At 48.3% G+C, this 17,186-nt stretch carries 18 protein-coding genes; 7 read left to right on the top strand and 11 right to left on the bottom strand.

The features are described from left to right. Positions 1-40: 40 nt before the first annotated feature. From ACQKPA_RS15175 to ACQKPA_RS15165, 3 genes are read right to left on the bottom strand one after another with little or no spacing between them, the layout of a single operon-like run. Entirely contained in the window at positions 41-646 is a 606-nt protein-coding gene (locus ACQKPA_RS15175; RefSeq protein ID WP_427493449.1) for a response regulator transcription factor, read from the bottom strand. Beyond that, positions 643-1,764 carry a sensor histidine kinase gene (locus ACQKPA_RS15170; RefSeq protein WP_427493448.1) on the bottom strand — a complete coding sequence of 374 codons (1,122 nt, stop codon included), beginning with the start codon at positions 1,762-1,764 and terminating at the stop codon, positions 643-645. Before ACQKPA_RS15170 ends, ACQKPA_RS15175 begins: the two co-directional genes overlap by 4 nt. A gap of 18 nt (positions 1,765-1,782) precedes the next feature. Beyond that, positions 1,783-2,919, bottom strand: coding sequence for a DUF418 domain-containing protein (locus ACQKPA_RS15165; protein WP_427493447.1), 1,137 nt, complete (start codon positions 2,917-2,919; stop codon positions 1,783-1,785). A 720-nt stretch (positions 2,920-3,639) separates the two neighbouring features. On the opposite strand from ACQKPA_RS15165, the gene ACQKPA_RS15160 reads away from it, so the two are divergent. Continuing rightward, positions 3,640-5,742: a TerD family protein gene (locus ACQKPA_RS15160; protein WP_427493446.1), complete on the top strand. Its 2,103-nt coding sequence runs from the start codon at positions 3,640-3,642 to the stop codon at positions 5,740-5,742. Positions 5,743-5,856: 114 nt separating this feature from the next. Here ACQKPA_RS15160 and ACQKPA_RS15155 read toward each other — a convergent pair whose 3' ends face one another. The 5 genes from ACQKPA_RS15155 to ACQKPA_RS15135 form a co-directional block, all read right to left on the bottom strand. Continuing rightward, positions 5,857-6,414 carry a YdeI/OmpD-associated family protein gene (locus tag ACQKPA_RS15155; RefSeq protein WP_427493445.1) on the bottom strand — a complete coding sequence of 186 codons (558 nt, stop codon included), beginning with the start codon at positions 6,412-6,414 and terminating at the stop codon, positions 5,857-5,859. Between the two features lie 9 nt (positions 6,415-6,423). After that, entirely contained in the window at positions 6,424-6,858 is a 435-nt protein-coding gene (locus ACQKPA_RS15150) for a VOC family protein (protein ID WP_427493578.1), read from the bottom strand. 106 nt (positions 6,859-6,964) lie between these two features. Continuing rightward, positions 6,965-8,410: a DEAD/DEAH box helicase gene (locus tag ACQKPA_RS15145; RefSeq protein ID WP_427493444.1), complete on the bottom strand. Its 1,446-nt coding sequence runs from the start codon at positions 8,408-8,410 to the stop codon at positions 6,965-6,967. A gap of 259 nt (positions 8,411-8,669) precedes the next feature. Beyond that, positions 8,670-9,104 (bottom strand): VOC family protein, encoded by a 435-nt coding sequence (locus tag ACQKPA_RS15140; RefSeq protein ID WP_427493577.1) that lies wholly within the window; start codon positions 9,102-9,104, stop codon positions 8,670-8,672. Between the two features lie 75 nt (positions 9,105-9,179). Further along, positions 9,180-9,578, bottom strand: a complete 399-nt coding sequence (locus ACQKPA_RS15135; protein WP_427493443.1) for a HEPN domain-containing protein — start codon at positions 9,576-9,578, stop codon at positions 9,180-9,182. Positions 9,579-9,719: 141 nt separating this feature from the next. Here ACQKPA_RS15135 and ACQKPA_RS15130 point away from each other — a divergent pair, with 141 nt between their 5' ends. Together ACQKPA_RS15130 and ACQKPA_RS15125 are read left to right on the top strand one after the other, a co-directional pair. Further along, positions 9,720-10,073, top strand: a complete 354-nt coding sequence (locus ACQKPA_RS15130) for a helix-turn-helix domain-containing protein (RefSeq protein WP_427493442.1) — start codon at positions 9,720-9,722, stop codon at positions 10,071-10,073. A gap of 204 nt (positions 10,074-10,277) precedes the next feature. Continuing rightward, complete coding sequence (locus tag ACQKPA_RS15125; RefSeq protein WP_427493441.1) at positions 10,278-11,150, top strand: SMI1/KNR4 family protein; 873 nt, start codon at positions 10,278-10,280, stop codon at positions 11,148-11,150. Positions 11,151-11,226: 76 nt separating this feature from the next. Here the strand turns inward: ACQKPA_RS15125 and ACQKPA_RS15120 are convergent, their stop codons facing one another. Next, positions 11,227-11,580, bottom strand: coding sequence for a helix-turn-helix domain-containing protein (locus ACQKPA_RS15120; protein WP_427493440.1), 354 nt, complete (start codon positions 11,578-11,580; stop codon positions 11,227-11,229). A 160-nt stretch (positions 11,581-11,740) separates the two neighbouring features. Between ACQKPA_RS15120 and ACQKPA_RS15115 the strand changes: the two genes are divergently transcribed. The 4 genes from ACQKPA_RS15115 (at position 11,741) to ACQKPA_RS15100 (ending at position 15,869) form a co-directional block, all read left to right on the top strand. After that, entirely contained in the window at positions 11,741-12,103 is a 363-nt protein-coding gene (locus ACQKPA_RS15115) for a hypothetical protein (protein ID WP_427493439.1), read from the top strand. Positions 12,104-12,218: 115 nt separating this feature from the next. Beyond that, positions 12,219-12,959, top strand: a complete 741-nt coding sequence (locus ACQKPA_RS15110; RefSeq protein ID WP_100541234.1) for a Bax inhibitor-1/YccA family protein — start codon at positions 12,219-12,221, stop codon at positions 12,957-12,959. A 192-nt stretch (positions 12,960-13,151) separates the two neighbouring features. After that, positions 13,152-14,630, top strand: coding sequence for a protein adenylyltransferase SelO (locus tag ACQKPA_RS15105; protein WP_427493438.1), 1,479 nt, complete (start codon positions 13,152-13,154; stop codon positions 14,628-14,630). Between the two features lie 252 nt (positions 14,631-14,882). Further along, positions 14,883-15,869, top strand: coding sequence for a phosphotransferase (locus ACQKPA_RS15100; protein WP_427493437.1), 987 nt, complete (start codon positions 14,883-14,885; stop codon positions 15,867-15,869). A gap of 52 nt (positions 15,870-15,921) precedes the next feature. Here the strand turns inward: ACQKPA_RS15100 and ACQKPA_RS15095 are convergent, their stop codons facing one another. After that, positions 15,922-16,770, bottom strand: coding sequence for an SDR family NAD(P)-dependent oxidoreductase (locus tag ACQKPA_RS15095; protein WP_427493436.1), 849 nt, complete (start codon positions 16,768-16,770; stop codon positions 15,922-15,924). Between the two features lie 17 nt (positions 16,771-16,787). Continuing rightward, on the bottom strand, positions 16,788-17,183 hold the full coding sequence (locus tag ACQKPA_RS15090; RefSeq protein WP_427493435.1) for a MerR family transcriptional regulator: 396 nt from the start codon (positions 17,181-17,183) through the stop codon (positions 16,788-16,790). Positions 17,184-17,186 lie beyond the last annotated feature (3 nt).

Raw genomic sequence — 17,186 nt, 5'->3', positions numbered from 1 at the left:
CCTTCAAGTCATAAACAAGGTGCACTGTGTCCGAGGATGTTTACAGCCATCCTTTATCCTCCGCAATCGCCACGGCCTGCTGCCGGGAATCCGCCTCCAGCTTCTGTATGGCGGAGGACAGGTAGTTGCGTACGGTTCCTCTCGTCAGGAACAGCGCTTTGCTAATATCGCTGGTGGTCATGCCTTCCTTGGTTAAGCGAAGCATTTCGATTTCCCGTTCGCTGAGCGGATTCTCTTCCTTCATGAAGAGCGCAGCCGCCAGATCGGTGCTCACAACCCGCTCGCCCTTCATGACCCGCCGGATGGCTTCGATCAAGAAATCGATCGGCTCGTCCTTTAACAGATAGCCTTCTACCTGCGCATCCATCGCTTTTTGCAAATAACCCGGGCGCGCGAAGGTCGTGACGATCATGATTTTGCAGGGCAGACCCGCTTGACGTATGGACTCGGCCAATTCCAGGCCGCTGATATGAGGCATCTCGATGTCGAGCAGGCACACGTCCGGCTGATGCTGCCGGATCGCGTCCCAGGCTCGCTGCCCGTCGGGCACCTCGGCCACCACCTCAATGTCATCTTCGAAATTAAGCAATGAGGCGAATGCGCCGCGAAGCATTTTCTGATCTTCCGCAATGACAATTCGAATCATGAAGCGTCCTCCTTTTCATGCCGGCGAAGCGGGAGTTTCAGGGACACCACAGTGCCCCCTTCAGGCGTCGGGGCGATGGTGGAGGACCCGCCCAGCGTCTTCATCCGCTCCATGATTGACGGGATGCCGTTTCCGTCGCTTTGGCCCTTAAGCCCAATGCCGTCATCCGCAATATGGATTCCGTAGACATGGTCCTTCGTTTCCAGCCTGATGGTGCATCGCTTGGCCCGGCTATGCTTGATAATATTGGTCATGGCTTCCCGGATGCAGAGCGCAAGCATCGTTTCTTCCACGCTGGATAACAGCGGGGGCTTCTCCAGATCCTCGATACTCAGGGCAATTCCCGCCGTATGCAGCAGCTTGGCTGAATGCTCCAGCTCGCTTGGCAGAGAGACGAACTTCATATCGGATACCAGCTCCCTCACTTGCTTCAGGGCGGTTCTGGTGGTATCCAGAATCTCGCGTAGCTCTCGCTTGGCTTGGGCAGAATCCTTATCCACCCATTTCGTCGCCAGCTCGCTCTTCATTTTGATCATCATGAGGGTCTGTCCCAAGGTATCGTGAAGATCCCTTGCGATCCGCTGCCGCTCCTCCTGCTGGATATACTTTGCGATCTGCTCGTTGGCTTCGTCCAGCTCCCCCTGCAGGCTTTTTGCTTTCTCCTTGATGTAGATGACGATGGGGTATACCGTCTGAATGATCATGACCGGAAGGTACATGGCGTTGGATGTTTCGAGCAGCGGTTCCTGCCGGATGAGGAACACAAGCAGGTACGATAGGGCAATGGCCCCACTGCCGATGGAAATATGTACCTTGGACTTGGACCGGCCCAGCAAGTCTGCAAAAACGATCCCGAACATCAGGACGCTCGGCCCGATATACACCCCGAACACGGCAATCGCCGACAGACCGGACAGCACGGCTGCCAGCAGCAGGCCGCCGCGGCGCCACAGCGCGACATAAAACGAAACGAAGTACAGCAGGAGCAGCAAGAGGCTGCCCCACAGTCCCAGCGCCGTATCTGAACGAAACACACGGTAGCATAAAAATACGGTCAGTACGACATCGATGAGCAAATAATTTTTGATCTGGTCCCTCGGGTACAACTTATAGAACATATCTAGCCCCCAATCCGGCTATTTTGATTCGAATAAGCCTACTGCCTGTTTGCGGACGGTCTCCATGGGCCCCAGCTTGAAGCCGCGAAGCCACAAGGACGCCATGCCGAGCTGAAGTGCGGAGATCAGCAGCCAGACGGCGATAATCGCGGCCGAATTCAGCTTGCCGGCAAGCCCTAAGCCCCAGCCGTAGAAGACGGCGGATGCGATGATGTTCTGAAGCACGTAGCAGCTCAGCGACATTTTTCCGACATTTTCCAGACGGCGCCACAGCCACTCCCATTTCGCATATTGTATCATTCTCGCGATGATTGCTATATACCCCATGGACATCAGCGGGGCGAATAAATAGCGCACCGGTAAATCGAAAGCGCCGCCGGGAACGAATATGAGCAGGTTGAGCGGCACGCCGACATATATGCCCAGCTTGAATAGCCTTTTCCGCAGCCTTTTGCCGTTCTCGTCCGGAGTGAATACGCCTGCGCGCATGAAGCGAACGCCCAGCAGGAACAGAAACACGTTCGTTGGGATGACGAGGATGGCCTCCGCTCGCAGCGGGAGAAAATTCGCCAGCCGATATTGAACTTGCTCCAACCAAGTGCCTTCCTGATAAAGAACAGCGACATCATAAAAACTGCCCAGCGATACCTTTGCACCGCTCGCCAGCATCAGTCCCGCGAGGGCCAGAATCGCAATGGCGAAGACGATGCCGATTACGTTCATCGTGCGGGCGATGAGCCGGTCGCCGCCCTTTACGATAAAGGCCGCAATGATGGCGGTGACTCCATAACTCATTAAGATGTCATACTCCATGACCAGTATAAAATGCAGCAGGCCTTCAAGGATCAGAAACAGGACCGCCCACAAATAAACGCCAGGCCACGGCTTTCCCTTGCGCTTGGCCTGCCGATACTTCATTTCCAGGCCGACGCCGAACATGATGGTCAGCAGTCCGAGCAGCTTCCCGTTCACCAGGAATAAGACGATCATCCGGAGAAGATCATTCGCTCCCCACCAGCCAGATTGATTAAAGGTGGTAATGTGGCGAAGGTCCCCCGCATGCGCGAAGATCCAAATATTCGTCCCGAGCGTTCCCAGGATCGCGAACCCCCGCAAAATGTCCAGCAGGCGAATCCTGTCCTTTCGTTGTTCCATTTCCCATTCCTTCTTTCTTCTAAGTTCTCTTGTCACTTTATTGTAGGAACGATCCGTCCGGCGCAACATTCACACCTGTAAAGAGATCTGTATGACACGTGTCATAATGTGGGGGAAGGAAATCGAGCGAGCGGAAAAGGGGATATCGTCACCATTTAAAATTTTGGAAAAATGGTTAGGAGTTCCTCGCGCAGCCTGAATCGTACCTGATCCGGTTTCTTGAGGGAGAGTTGTAGATGAATCTTACGACTATGTTGGATGAAAGAACAGATTGTATCCTGTATCAGCGAGCCCCAGTCCTTCTGAGCATGCTGCTAGTTGGATTGGCAGCAATGCACCTGCCTATTTTGACGATAAAGCGGACGCCATCCATGAAGGCTTGTACTTACCTAAAAAGCGATTGCCGGACTTACGGCAGTCGCTTTTTTATATTCGAATAAGGCTTAAAAATGTTCCTGTTCTCCAAAGTCGTAATACTTTCGCCCTGTTGGCCGGCTATCGGGTATGGGATGATGGGTTCATCAAAGATTTGAGGTCATGGACTTTGAACCTTTGGCCTTCAGGCTATTGCGATCCTTCCTTCTATTTCAATTGGCGAACCTAGGGTCGCAGCTTTCCTGAGGGAGTTTTATTCAAGAGAGGAGGCGTCCAGGCTATCATATTCCTTCCTTCTATTATTCCTTTAATGACATTAGGGATATGGCTTTCCTGGACTCTTTTATGATGATGAATACCATCTATTTGCGAAGAGCGAACAAATTGATTATAAATGAAGGCCAAGGGCCCGGTCGGCTATCGAAAGCTTATTTGGCAACGGCCATAAACAATATCGAACACCTTGGATTTGCGTTCTCATATCCACTATTACACGCGGTTCGTACCTTATCCGAGGAACAGTTTGAAGCATTTTACCAACCACTGATTGCCGATTTAAGGCTGCTGGTAGGTGCGCATGTGAAATATGAGCCGATGTATCCTGCTTTCCCGATGCAGGTGATGGAGGAGGATGACGCGGAGCTCTATCTGAATGCCATCTATCATTACCTTACTTGGGATCTGCCTGAGTATGAGCTTGAGGAGAGACCTCCGCTGCAGGACGAAGTCAAATTGAAAGTCATTGAACTGGGGAGCAAAACGGATTTTTATACCATGATACGTCAGCTTATCCAGGCTAAAGGCTCCATCTCCCAAACAGATAAAGAGGATATTGAGACCGTTATCGAGTTAGCAGATCCGGATGAACTGGATGCCATTCTTCCTCCCGAAATTCCGTTCAAGGAGAATGCGGGATTCGTGGCAGCTGCGTTAATGAAGCATGACAAGGGGAATGTCGAGCGAATTGGGCGTTATTTCAAAACCGCAACCGATGTCCTTCGCCTGGCTGTGGCGTGGTCAGACGGAGATGTCAGTTTGGCGGAAGCCACGCGGTTTCGCAAATTTAAGCGGCGTGAAAGACGGCTGCTGCTCGGATTGCTGGAACGCTGTCATCCGATAACGGAGGATATGCTCAGATTTAAAGACCTCTGGATTCGTTTGGGTGAAATTCTGCATCCATCCGAATATAAGCATCGGTATATACGCTGCGAGGAAGCGTTTGATATTTTACGCAATAATAAGCCCTTTACCACGTATAACGGGAGTGTGGAGTTTGCATTTCAGTACAACCAGGTCTGGAATTTGATCGATCTGTTGATGCAGCGTCCGGGGGAATTTGCCCGCAGATTGGATCAGTTATTGCGATCCACCGAACATACGGAGTATGTTGTACTGGCCTTTGGCGAAGTCGCAAGTCAAGTATCGACGCCGGTATTGCTGCAAGTGAAGAACCATTTTGCCCGCCGCCGTGAGTCTCAAGAGCTGCGCGTCTTTTTCCCGAAAGGAAATGTGGCCAAAGCCTTTGCCGTGCCCGATACGCTCCCTGAGATCGATGAAGCGGCATGTCGTGACATCGTGCAGCTATGCGAACAAGTGCTGATCCAGCGGTTCGCCGCACTGCCGTCCTTAGGGAAGGCCTATGTCGATGAGCGCTTGAAGGACTACCATGTGCCGTTCTCCCAGAGATCGGCAAGCAAAGCGCTGCATACGATTGTTCGGGGAAGCCGTGTGCCGATGACGGAGGGGGATACCATCCGTTTCTTCAGCTGGTGGAAGGAAGGACGCGTTGACGGGGAGCCTACAGGCCGCGTGGATATTGACCTGTCCGCCGTCATGTATGATCAAGATTGGCAGTATGTCGAGCATATTTCTTACACGAATCTGCGATCTTCCAAATACCAGGCCGTACACAGCGGAGATATCGTGTCGGCTCCTCAAGGAGCATGCGAATTCATTGATTTGCATATTCCATCCATCGTCCAGTACGGCGGACGTTATATTGTGGCGACTCTTCATTCGTATACGAATCAACCGTACTGCAATCTGCCCGAGTGCTTCGTGGGCTGGATGATGCGCAAGAAACCCGGTTCCGGTGAAATATTCGAGCCCTCGACGGTGGCTAATAAAATCGATGTTGCCGCAGATACGCAGATCGCCATCCCCGTCATCCTGGACCTGGTGGAACGTACGGTTATCTGGACGGATTTGTCCCTGACGAGACATCCTCATTTCTACAACAACGTAGAAGGGAATCAGAAGGGGATGGTTTTGATGGGCAAAGCGATGACAACCTTACGGAAACCTGACCTGTACGATCTTTTCATGCTGCATGCGAAGGCAAGAGGAGAGTCGGTAGATACAGTGGATCAGGCTGAAACGATCTTTTCGGTGGAACATGGGGTTACTCCATTCGATATCGAGCACATTATGGCGGAATATGTGGTGTAAAAGTGGATGTAATGGTGGAGGTCATGATGAATAAGGAGCAGCTTAAGCTGCTCCTTTTGGGGCTGGAGCGTAAGTAGCATGGAAGGTGAAGCATAGTTTCGGCTTTGAGGAGGTTTACTTCCCTAAAAGACGACCATCATCATTCCATTTTCCATACATTGTATTCATACGAGTATGTTCTATAAATTTAGCCAATCGTGTATGATACAGACTTGCGTCGCTCTGCACGGACTGGATGTTGTCGATCCTGACTCTAACATATAGCTCTGGCAGGGCTTTGAAGTTGTGGTATAGCACTTCATCCTGCTGCAACTCCATCAATATGGATTCCTGAATTACAAAAGCTTCGGTCCTCATATCGGGCAGTACTTTCTTTCCTGCTTCAGTCATTAATCCTAATCGCTCTAACCGTCGGACACGCTCTTTATTGAGCTCTGACCAGTTGCTGTTTTTCTTCCTGGGCGAGAATCGTTGTGCTGTATGCGTGGCATCCATTTTTTTGCGTGTGCTGTCAATCCAGCCAAAACATAAGGCTTCCTCAACCAAGTCCAAATAATTTACAGAAGGATCCGTAATGATCGACCAGCAATAATCTTCAGCACGGTGATGATCGCTTAACCACTTCCGCCAATCCTGCCGAGTCTGCACGTGTACCGTCTTATCGATTTCCATGTTTTTGGGTCACCCCCGGATTCGTGAATTCAGCATCTCTAGATAGTGAGCATTGTACATAATACCGAGGACGTTGCCGAATGGATCCGTGACGGATGCCGTGATGAATCCTTCTCCCCGATGTACGAGCGGCTCGTACTCTTTTGCACCCATGGATATTAATTTGCTAAGGGTAGCTTCAATATCATCGACATGCCAGTACATGATCGCTCCGCCGGGGCCGGACGTTGATTGTACAGGGGCAAAACGGCGATCGATGAGACCCAGTTCATGCTGGTAGTCTCCAATCCGAAATTCGGCGTATGCCAGTTGCCCGTCGGGGCCTGACCTTTCGAAGTATGGTGAAATACCCAGCAGATCCGAATACCAAGCTTTTGCCGCTTCCATATCGTCCGCCCAGTAACTGATGGTTGCAAATCCTCGCAATGTTGGGTGTGTGCTCATCATTTATTTTCCTCCTATAACCCGTTATGATTGGTGTTATAGCTAGTATGAGCTGCGATGACTGACGGCGTTATGTCAGTGTTGTTGCAAGTTTTTATTTATTTTTTTATTTATTCCCTTGGCGCACCTTTAACAGTTTGCCTTTTACCGTCGTGTTTTTCATCATTTCAAGCACAAGAGGTCCCTTGCCATTCAGGATCTCAACATCCGTCACAAAATCGTGGATCGTAATAATCCCAATATCGTCTGCGGTTACCCCTTCAAGCTTGGCAATCGTTCCGACAAAGTCAACGGCTCTAAGCTTCTTTTTCTTGCCGCCATTGAAGTTAAGCTTCATAATTTGCTTGTTTAATTGCTCACGCTTATCCTTTTTCAGTTCAGGTTGGATTCTTAGTTTGTGCTCGAAAGCTTCTCGCCGGTGATCGACTTCTTCTTTGGAGGGAGCTTTCACTACTGGTATGGGAAACCCAATGTACTCTTCAATGTCGGCTAATCTTCTGTCGTCCCTCGGTGTGACGAAAGTAATCGCTTTACCCGTCTTGCCTGCGCGTCCCGTACGTCCCGTGCGATGAACATAGCTTTCCTTCTCAAGCGGGATATCGTAATTAATCACATGGGTGATATTCGTGATATCGATACCTCTGGCGGCTACATCCGTCGCTATCAAGTAACGGAATTGTCCTCTTCTGAATGCATTCATGACTTCGAAACGCTCTTCCTGTTCCATTCCACCGTGAATACGATCACATGGGTAGCCTAGATCAGCCAATGATCTGAATAGTTTATCCACATGCTCTTGCGTACGGCAGAACACAATACAGCTCTCCGGGCTCTCAACAATGAGCAGATCTTGAAGAAGGGCGAGCTTCCTCGTCTCCATCACCTGAATAAGCTCGTGTTCTATCGTGGCAGTTGTTATACCACTTGCTTGAATCTCAATGTGGACAGGATGGTTCATATATTTGTGGGCTAAATTGGCCACATCCTCAGGAAACGTAGCGGAGAATAACATGGTGACCCTGTCACGAGGCAGCCGTTGAATAATCGACTGAACCTGCTCAATAAAGCCCATATTCAGCATCTCATCCGCTTCGTCAATGACGAGATAAGCAATCCGCTCCAGCGAGAGCGATCCGCGTTCAATATGGTCCAGCACACGTCCCGGCGTACCCACAACCATGTGCGTTCTTTGCTTTAACTCGGCTTTTTGTATATGGAAAGGATGTTTCCCAAAAAGAGGTGTTGCTTTGATTCGTTTAAAACGCCCAATATTCGTGAGATCTTCGTTGACCTGTAACGCCAGTTCGCGGGTTGGCGTCAGGATTAATGCCTGTGGCTTATTCTCATTCCAATCCACCAGCTCGCAGAGCGGGATACCATAAGCAGCTGTTTTGCCGCTACCTGTTTGCGATTTGACCACAAGGTCCCTTTTCTCAAGCGCAACGGGAATGACTTCCGTCTGTACCTCTGTCGGTGTATCATAGCCCAAGCTATTCAACGCTTTCACAATCGCTTCGCTTAATTGATAGTCTGTAAAATGTTTCCTGCTCATCTTCAACCTCTTCTACGCTATATTCGAATACCTATATACAGACTTCCACCGTACAACATCCATTATAATCTGAATCCAATGATATGGATCAGTACATTCATGAACGAAAAAAGCCTTTAGATAACTATAACCGTAAATCGGTTGATGAATACACAACGTATAAAAGATTCGGTCTTCATATCGGGTGATCGCTTAACCACTTCCGCCAATCCCGCCAAGTCTGCACGTGTACCGTCTTATCGATTTCCATGTTTTTGGATCACCCCCGGCTTCGTGAATTCACTATCTCTAAATAATGAGCATTGTACATAATTCCCAGCACGTTGCCGAAAGGATCCGTGACCGATGCCGTGATGAATCCTTCTCCCCGGTGTACGAGAGGTTCGTACTCTACGGCACCCATGGATTTTAATTGGCTGAGGGTGGCTTCTATATCGTCGACATGCCAGTACATGATTGCTCCTCCGGGTCCCGAAGTTGGTTGTGCAGGGGCAAAACGGCGATCGATGAGACCCAGCTCATGCTGGTAGTCTCCAACTCGAAATTCGGCATAGGCCAGTTGACCGTCGGGTCCCGAACGTTCGAAATAAGGTGTTATACCCAGCAGATCCGAATACCAAGCCTTTGCCGCTTCCATATCGTCCGCCCAGTAACTGATGGTCGCAAATCCTCGCAATGTTGGGTGTGTGCTCATCATTTATTTTCCTCCTATAACCCGTTATGGTTGGTTGTATAGCTATTATGAGCTGCGATGACTGACGGCATTATGTCAGTGTTTTGGTTTTTCTTTTATTCTCCTACATAATTCCCTTAAAACCTCTTCTGTTCTTTTTATCAGCCGATCCTTATCTTCTTCCTTTATGACTTCTAAACTCTGTTGATCCTCATAAATTATAAAATTTAGCTTTCCAACAAATACCACGATTTCAAGCCCGGGGTTATAGTCCGTATGTAATAGTTGCAAAAGATCAACTAGTGTCAGCTCTGAGCTGGGTAGTGTTTTGTTCTCATAAATAAATAGAGCTCGGATCATGGCCATGAGAGCAGAATGACAAAGGATGAGGGATGTCATGAACCGATTGTGATTTCTCATGATACGAGCTAATTTCATATGATATTTAGCAAGTTGACAATAATCTTTTATTATATGATGCAAACTATTCTCCATAACGGCTGCCTCCTAACGGAAAAAGGGAAGTGTTATATACATTTTAATACTTATAGATATTAATTTAAATAATAATATTTATTGTTTGGTGTTTGCCTCGATAAAACTTGTCTACACTTTTGACATGAAGAGGTGAATGCCGTGATAGATAAGGGAATATTAAAGCTTGTAGGAACCCGAATACGTGCTCTACGCAAGGAGAAGGGCTTGTCGCAAGAAGCACTTGGTGAGAAGGGTGGATTTCATTTTTCATATATAGGACAGATTGAACGTGGTGAAAAGAATGTATCGTTATTAAATTTGTATAAGATTGCTGGGGCTCTTGATGTCAGTTTGATTCAGCTATTTGCATATGTGGATGAAGAGTTCTTGGTTACTTCTACGGAGAGCGATATTCAAGATATTGTTGGATTACTTCATGAAGCCAATGATGAGAAGCTGCGTTTGGCCAAAAATGTGCTGAGAGAAATTTTAAAAGGTAACGCATCTACATAGATTATTTCTCGACTCCATGCTGGCGGTTAATGTGGGTTGAACTACTATGATGCGTGCTCTTCCCGTAACACTGCCTTTGAACAAATTCCTAAGCATCATGAAGTTTATCTGCATTACAAGTGCTCCAGTCTTCCATGCTGGAGAGTGACATGCCGGAATGGTATAATCTCAGAAAGGATGGATTAGTGTGGGAGGCGTGAAACGATGAGTGAGGAGCTAATAGAGCAGCTGGAAGAGTGGCATGAAGAGGATGAATTTGAAGAGATTGTAGATGCGATTACGGAGATTCCTGAGGAAGAGCGGGATTATGAGCTGATCAGTCACTTGGGCAGAGCGTTGAACAATCTCGAACGTTATGAAGAGGCGGTTGAGCAATTCCTATCCATTAAAGAAGAGGGCAAGGATGATCCCTTGTGGCATTACCGCATAGGCCTTGCTTATTACTATTTGGAGCGGTATGAAGATGCTCGCAAAGCATTTGAAGTAGCCGATCACTTGGATCCCGGCGATGAGGATACGTTGGAGTTTCTGGAGTGGATTCGCAACAAAACCGCTCCGAAACCTGCTATTGAGTCAACTGCAGTGTCTTATACGGACCCCGATGTGCTGAATTTCTGGGATGATGGCGCGCTTGAGGCAGACCAATACGTGTCGGCTCCGCCTACGGATGAATTGATTGAATCTGTGGAGGAAGCATTAGTCTTCAAGCTTCCCGCCTCTTATATTCAAGCAATGAAATTACATAATGGCGGAATTCCCCGCTACCGGAAATTTCCTATCGGAGATGGAGCGCAGGATTATATTGAAATTACAGGTATTATGGGCATTGGACGAGAGAAGAAAAAATCATTGTGCGGAAGCTTGGGCAGCCGCTATATGATAGAGAATGGCGGATACCCAGAGATTGGCGTGGTCATTTGCGATTGTCCTTCCCAGTCCGAGGTCGTGATGCTGGACTACCGTTCATCCGGAAATGACGGGGAGCCCGAAGTCATCCATGTGGACAAGGCCAATGATTACAAAATAACCCGTCTTGCTACGAATTTCGAAGCTTTTGTTGGCGGCCTGGAGCAATAACATAAGCATGAAATGAATAAAGCATCTCCTGAGTGGGAGATGCTTTTTCTTTGTATATGTAAAGATGGGGGTTATATTAGTTCTCCCGATGATCCATAGTATCCACGATGTCTTTAAGTACACGAAAGAGCAGCTTGCTTTCAGACAATGTACGAGAATAAAGCAGCGAGCTGATGGATTCTAGGACCTCTGCCTTCTCACTTGCGATATCCAGACTATCTGTCTCGTGGAACTGGAACATAGCTGCTGACGATACTCCTAGTCCCTCGATGATCTTTTCCAGTGTTTCAATGGATATATTTCGTTCCCCGCGTTCTACCGTTCCTATGTAAGAGGCGTTTATCCCAGCCTTTTCTGCTAGTTCCTCCTGTGTCATTCCCTGTTTTTTTCTGAGCTGCTTGATACGTTCGCCTATCATTTTTAGGAGCATCTTTAACCACCTCTATTCCAGATTAAAGAAGTAGTATGGGAACAAACAGAATATAATATTCGATATTTAATTGTAAATAGTGCTTATATACACTAAAATAATCTTATTAATCCAAGTGTCTCCAACTTTAACTTTAGCTAAAGGATCAGGTGGACAAAGAATGCAGTATCTGAATGTATTGTTAAAATCTTTGGATAATGAGAATCAGGCATACTTCTATGGGGAGCGCTTAGTAATCGATTATGTATTGCTTACAGCTATTCAGGGTGAAGCTGGGGAGGTCAATCAAAGGCTTCGTGAGGAGATTTATCGTCTGATGAATAGCATCGACGGGAGCCTTCACGTCAATTTGTTTATCGTTAATGTAAATTACCTAGTGGACGAAGCCATCCTTGCATTCATGGATGTTTGCGGGAACAAAAAGGAAGTTCGATGCGTAGGACAAAAAAGACTAATGGTGTGGATTGCAGAAGAAGATCTTCATGATTTTCAGATCTATGGATTTTATCAGCTTCATCAATAGAGTTATTGAATTGGTCCCATATCCAATTCATCCGTAATGTAATATTTTGCGTATCCTAAAATATTCCAACCTGTGCTAAAATGGATAAAAAAAAGAAAGTTAGGGAGGCATTTAATTGATAGGGCGCAGTGGAAATCCGACACTAAACGAAGAAACATTTGAGAAGAGTGGGTATTACAACGGCCAGGAAACGATGACGATTGGCGGAACGGTCAACAAATCGTTCATGCTGCTCGCGCTGCTGATCGGGGCAGCGGTCATTTCTTGGGTTATGTATTTTAACGGGTATGATGTGTTCCCGTTCATGATCGGGGGAGCCATAGGCGGCTTTGTTCTGGCGCTGATCATCAGCTTTGTGCCGAAGGCGGCACCTTACTTGGCGCCTATCTATGCGATAGTGGAGGGATTCTTCCTCGGGGCATTATCCGCTCATTACGAATATCTGTATTACGGAATCACATTGCAAGCAGCTTTACTGACAATGTGCATTTTCCTGGGTATGCTGCTCGCTTATAAAACAGGTCTGATTCGGGCAACCGCAGGCTTCAAAAAGGGGATCATTGCAGCAACCATCGGCGTTGCACTTGTATACCTGTTTAGTATGGTTCTCGGTCTGTTCGGTGTGGCGGTGCCTTACCTGCATGACAGCACCCCGATCGGCATCGGAATATCGGTTGTAATCATCATCATTGCTGCCCTGAATTTCATACTCGATTTTAACTTTATCGAAGAGGGAGCACAGCAAGGTGCACCCAAATATATGGAATGGTACGGCTCTTTTGGTTTGCTGGTAACACTCGTATGGTTGTATATCGAAATTATCCGGTTGCTGGCGAAGCTGGCGAATCGGGATTAATATCTGGATTAGTATGATTAACATCGCTGTCGAGGCATTCTCGACAGCGATTTTTTTTAAGATATCAGAAAGTATATGGCCTTTGAAACAGTCGAATAATAAATTTCCTTCAGTAAACCCTACAAAGAGCGACTTGTGTTTAAATAATAAGTAGATACTGTCATCATCACACTGCATGAAGAAGGAGATCCCATGACCCATAAGAAAGCCATGATCGATATAGGATGGAATTTTGACAACAGTTATGCCGAGCTGCCGGAGTCCTTTTTTACCAAACAAGATCCCACGCCTGTGCGCTCACCGGAGTTGGTAATCCTTAATGAGCCGTTGGCGGCATCTTTGGGTTTAAACGCCGAGGGGCTGAAGAACCCAGAGGGTGCAGCGATGCTCGGGGGTAACGAGATACCCGAGGGGGCCGAGCCGCTCGCCCAGGCATATGCCGGGCACCAATTCGGCTATTTCACGATGCTGGGCGACGGCCGTGCGATCCTGTTGGGTGAACAGATCACGCCGCAGGGTGAGCGTATGGATATTCAGCTTAAGGGCTCAGGCCGTACGCCGTACTCCCGTGGAGGCGATGGTCGAGCGGTTCTGGGTCCGATGCTGCGCGAATATATCATCAGCGAGGCTATGCATGCGCTGGGGATTCCGACCACCCGCAGCCTGGCGGTGGTATCCACCGGCCAGCCTGTCACTCGTGAGAGAGAGCTGCCGGGTGCGATTCTGACCCGCGTGGCCTCAAGTCACGTGAGAGTGGGGACGTTTCAATATGTAAGGGGAGCGGGCACAACCGAGGATTTGCGGATTCTGGCGGACTACACCCTGCAGCGGCATTACCCGGAGGCTGACCATGGTGACGGCGCCAACCGTTATCTGGTCTTGCTTCAGGAGGTCATCAAGCGTCAGGCTGCTCTCATCGCCAAGTGGCAGCTCGTTGGTTTTATCCATGGTGTGATGAACACCGATAATATGACCCTCAGCGGCGAAACGATTGATTATGGGCCTTGTGCCTTCATGGATACCTTTGACCCGAATACGGTATTCAGCTCCATCGATTCACAAGGCCGCTATGCTTATGTCAACCAGCCGTATATTGCGGCTTGGAATCTCGCAAGATTGGCCGAATCCCTGCTGCCTCTGCTGCATGAAGAAGAGGAGCAGGCCGTCAAGCTGGCCGAGGGTGCGATCGGAACCTTTACCGATCTGTATCACGAGCAGTGGCTTGCAGGCATGAGAGCCAAGCTGGGGATCTTCCATGAAGAGGAGGATGACGAATCCTTGATCGAAGATCTCCTTAAGATGATGAAAGATCATCAGGCGGATTATACCAATACCTTCCGTGCGTTAACGTTTGACAAGCTGGAGGATACGCCTCTAAACGGCACGCCGGAGTTAGCTTCCTGGTATGAGCGCTGGCAAACAAGACTTGGCAGCCAGCAGGAATCAAAGGAACAATCCCATCAATTAATGCGCAGCAGCAATCCGGCGGTCATTCCCCGGAACCATCGGGTGGAGGAAGCGCTGGAAGCAGCGGAGCAGGAGGGAGACTACACCGTAATGGAGCAGTTGCTCCACGTGCTGTCCGATCCATATGCGCATTCCCCCGAACAAGCGGAGTATGCGATCGTGCCTGAGCTGTCCCGTCCTTACCGAACCTTTTGCGGGACGTAAGGATGAAGGAATGATCCAAGAACCTCAACGAGGCCAAGCAAGAATTACCTTGCTTGGCCTTTCATCACTTATGATAGAGATGCATCAAAAAAGCCCGTGGACCGGTGTCCAAGGGCTATAGATCGTATGGCAATTTTTTTCGAGACCTTATTCAACATCATAGCAGAGCCGAAAGAAACAGTCTATATTTTTGCCCGGAAATGCCATAGAGTGGGGAAGCCGGCAAAACCAAACGAAATGGAGCGTGGTTTCATGAGTTGGACTTGTCACCTGGATGAAACAGATGTACAGGAGTATGTCGGAAAAGTTTTGGGTACCGGTTATGTTGTGGCGGATGTCACGAGGATACATGGCGGGGCGCAAAAGGTTGTCTATAAGATCCAGTGTCAAAATGGATTCTCATGCGTGTTGTATGTGTGGGACTTGACGAAGAATTATTTTCAGGAAGAAATAGGGGACGAAGGTGTGCATGAACGATCCTTTGGCGGGCATTCGTTCGAAATCAATAACAGATGGTTAAAGGAGCATGATATTTCGACGCCTGCTCTATATGATCTTCACACGGAACGGGAGCGATACCCTTTTGACTATGTATTAGTCCAATATATGGAGGGACAAAAGGCGGAAGCCTACTTTCAGCATCCGGATCAACGGGTTTCGGATGAGGTCTTTGAACGGGTGGGCAACATGATCGCACGCATGCATGCAAACCAAAGACAGAACTATGGTAAGCCTGATCAAAGCGGGAATCAACGGGAGCGATGCCATCTTGTGCAGTTGGAAAATGCTAGGGAACAGCTGTCCTACATCATCCTGCATAACGAGCGTATCCGGAAGAATCACGACAGGCTGCTCGCTATACTGCATGAGCTTGAATCCAGGATCGATTCCCGTCAGCGTTATGGCTTTATCCACGGCGAGTTGGGCCCTGACCATATCCTGGTCACAGACCGTTTAGAGCCCTATCTCATTGATATTGAAGGTGCGCAATACTTTGACATCGAGCATGAGCATACGTTTCTTGAGCTGCGTTTCGGGAAGCATTACCGTTACTTGCACCAAAACGGGCTCGATTTGAATCGGATGTTGTTTTACCGTCTGCATCACTATATCTCATTAGCCTCTGGCGGCTTGAAGCTGCTTCACCGTGGATTCCCGGATCAGGCATTTGCATCAAATTTGGCAGATTATCACGCACGCAACACGATCCGTTTCATCGAGGAATGGCAGCAAACTTGATAACAGGGCCTTCATGAGATGGGCCGAACACCTTTTATTCTGCTGCATGGGTTTAAGAAATGGCGGTAAACTCCTGCCTATAGATCCGTTCTACCATGCCAAGCACCTCCATACCTTGGTTCGAGATTTTCAAAGGGGTTACTTTCCCCTTGTTGAGAAAGACTCCCGTCGACTGTGGGGAACTGCCTAGCGCTGCTTCATACAGACGTGAAGCTCCTTCACTGGGATGGGAAAAGAACAGGTGGCGGATCGGGATCATAAATCTTGGCATTCCGGCGTTGTTGGTGATGGTTGTTTTATTTGCTCCCGGACAGACACTCCGGATCATAATGCCATCCTTCTGTATGGAATTGGCGATCTCCTGAGTCCACAACGATAGCGCTAATTTACTCGCGGCATAAGGTCCAACCAGCTTCTTGAACACGGTAGGGGAAGCCAACGTATGGTAATCGAACTGTTTGAGATACAACAACGCATTGGAGGACGTATTGATTACCGTCTTGTAGCTGCCTCTCGCCAGGAGCTCTTTCATTTCCATCAAGATGATATAAGGCACCACGGAGTTTACTTCAAAATGCATTTCGCGCCCTTGTTTGGAGTAGGATAATTCGCCAAAGGAGACACCTGCGTTATTAAACAGCAGGTCGATATGATCCTCGTGTTTTTTGATCTGATTCAGCGAGGCTTGGAGATCCGTGAAGTCCGACAAATCGGCTTTGTACGTTCTGAGCTGCTGCAATCGCAGTGCATCTTGAATCCGTGCATCGTCCGTTGGAAAGGCAGTACGGATCAAAGCGAGGACTTGCCAGCCTTCGGATAACAATCGCTTGGTTAGCTCCAAGCCAATGCCGGAGCTTGCGCCCGTGATCAAGGCGACTCGATTATTTCTTTTATGTGTCATGTGTCATTCTCCTATACTTAAGATTCTTCGCTGGTCGCCCTATCGGGATTTAGCAGGGACTGATTATGGATCAACTTGTCATCGATGAACCGCAGAATGCGCTTTAGGTCCGAAATTTGATCGGTAATTTTCTGACGGTAATTCTGGAGCATAGCGTTCAGCTCCGGAACGGACTGAATATTTTCCTTAAAGGGAAGATGTACATATGCTTTCATATCCTCCAGCGACATTCCTGTCTTCTTCAGGCATATGATCAGTTCCATAATCTCGGCATCCTCTATGTGATAGACACGATGGCCATTATCTTTCCTTTTGGGAGGAGGAAGGAGACCGATCTTCTCGTAATGGCGAATGGCATCCTCAGTCAAGCCGGTTCGTTTAGATACTTGTTTGATGGAAAATGACTCTCCCATGTT

This window comes from Paenibacillus sp. NPDC093718 (assembly GCF_050279985.1).
Lineage (GTDB): Bacteria > Bacillota > Bacilli > Paenibacillales > Paenibacillaceae > Paenibacillus_AQ.
The sequence above is the reverse complement of the archived record's forward strand: the minus strand, read 5'-3'. Positions and strand labels throughout refer to the sequence as shown.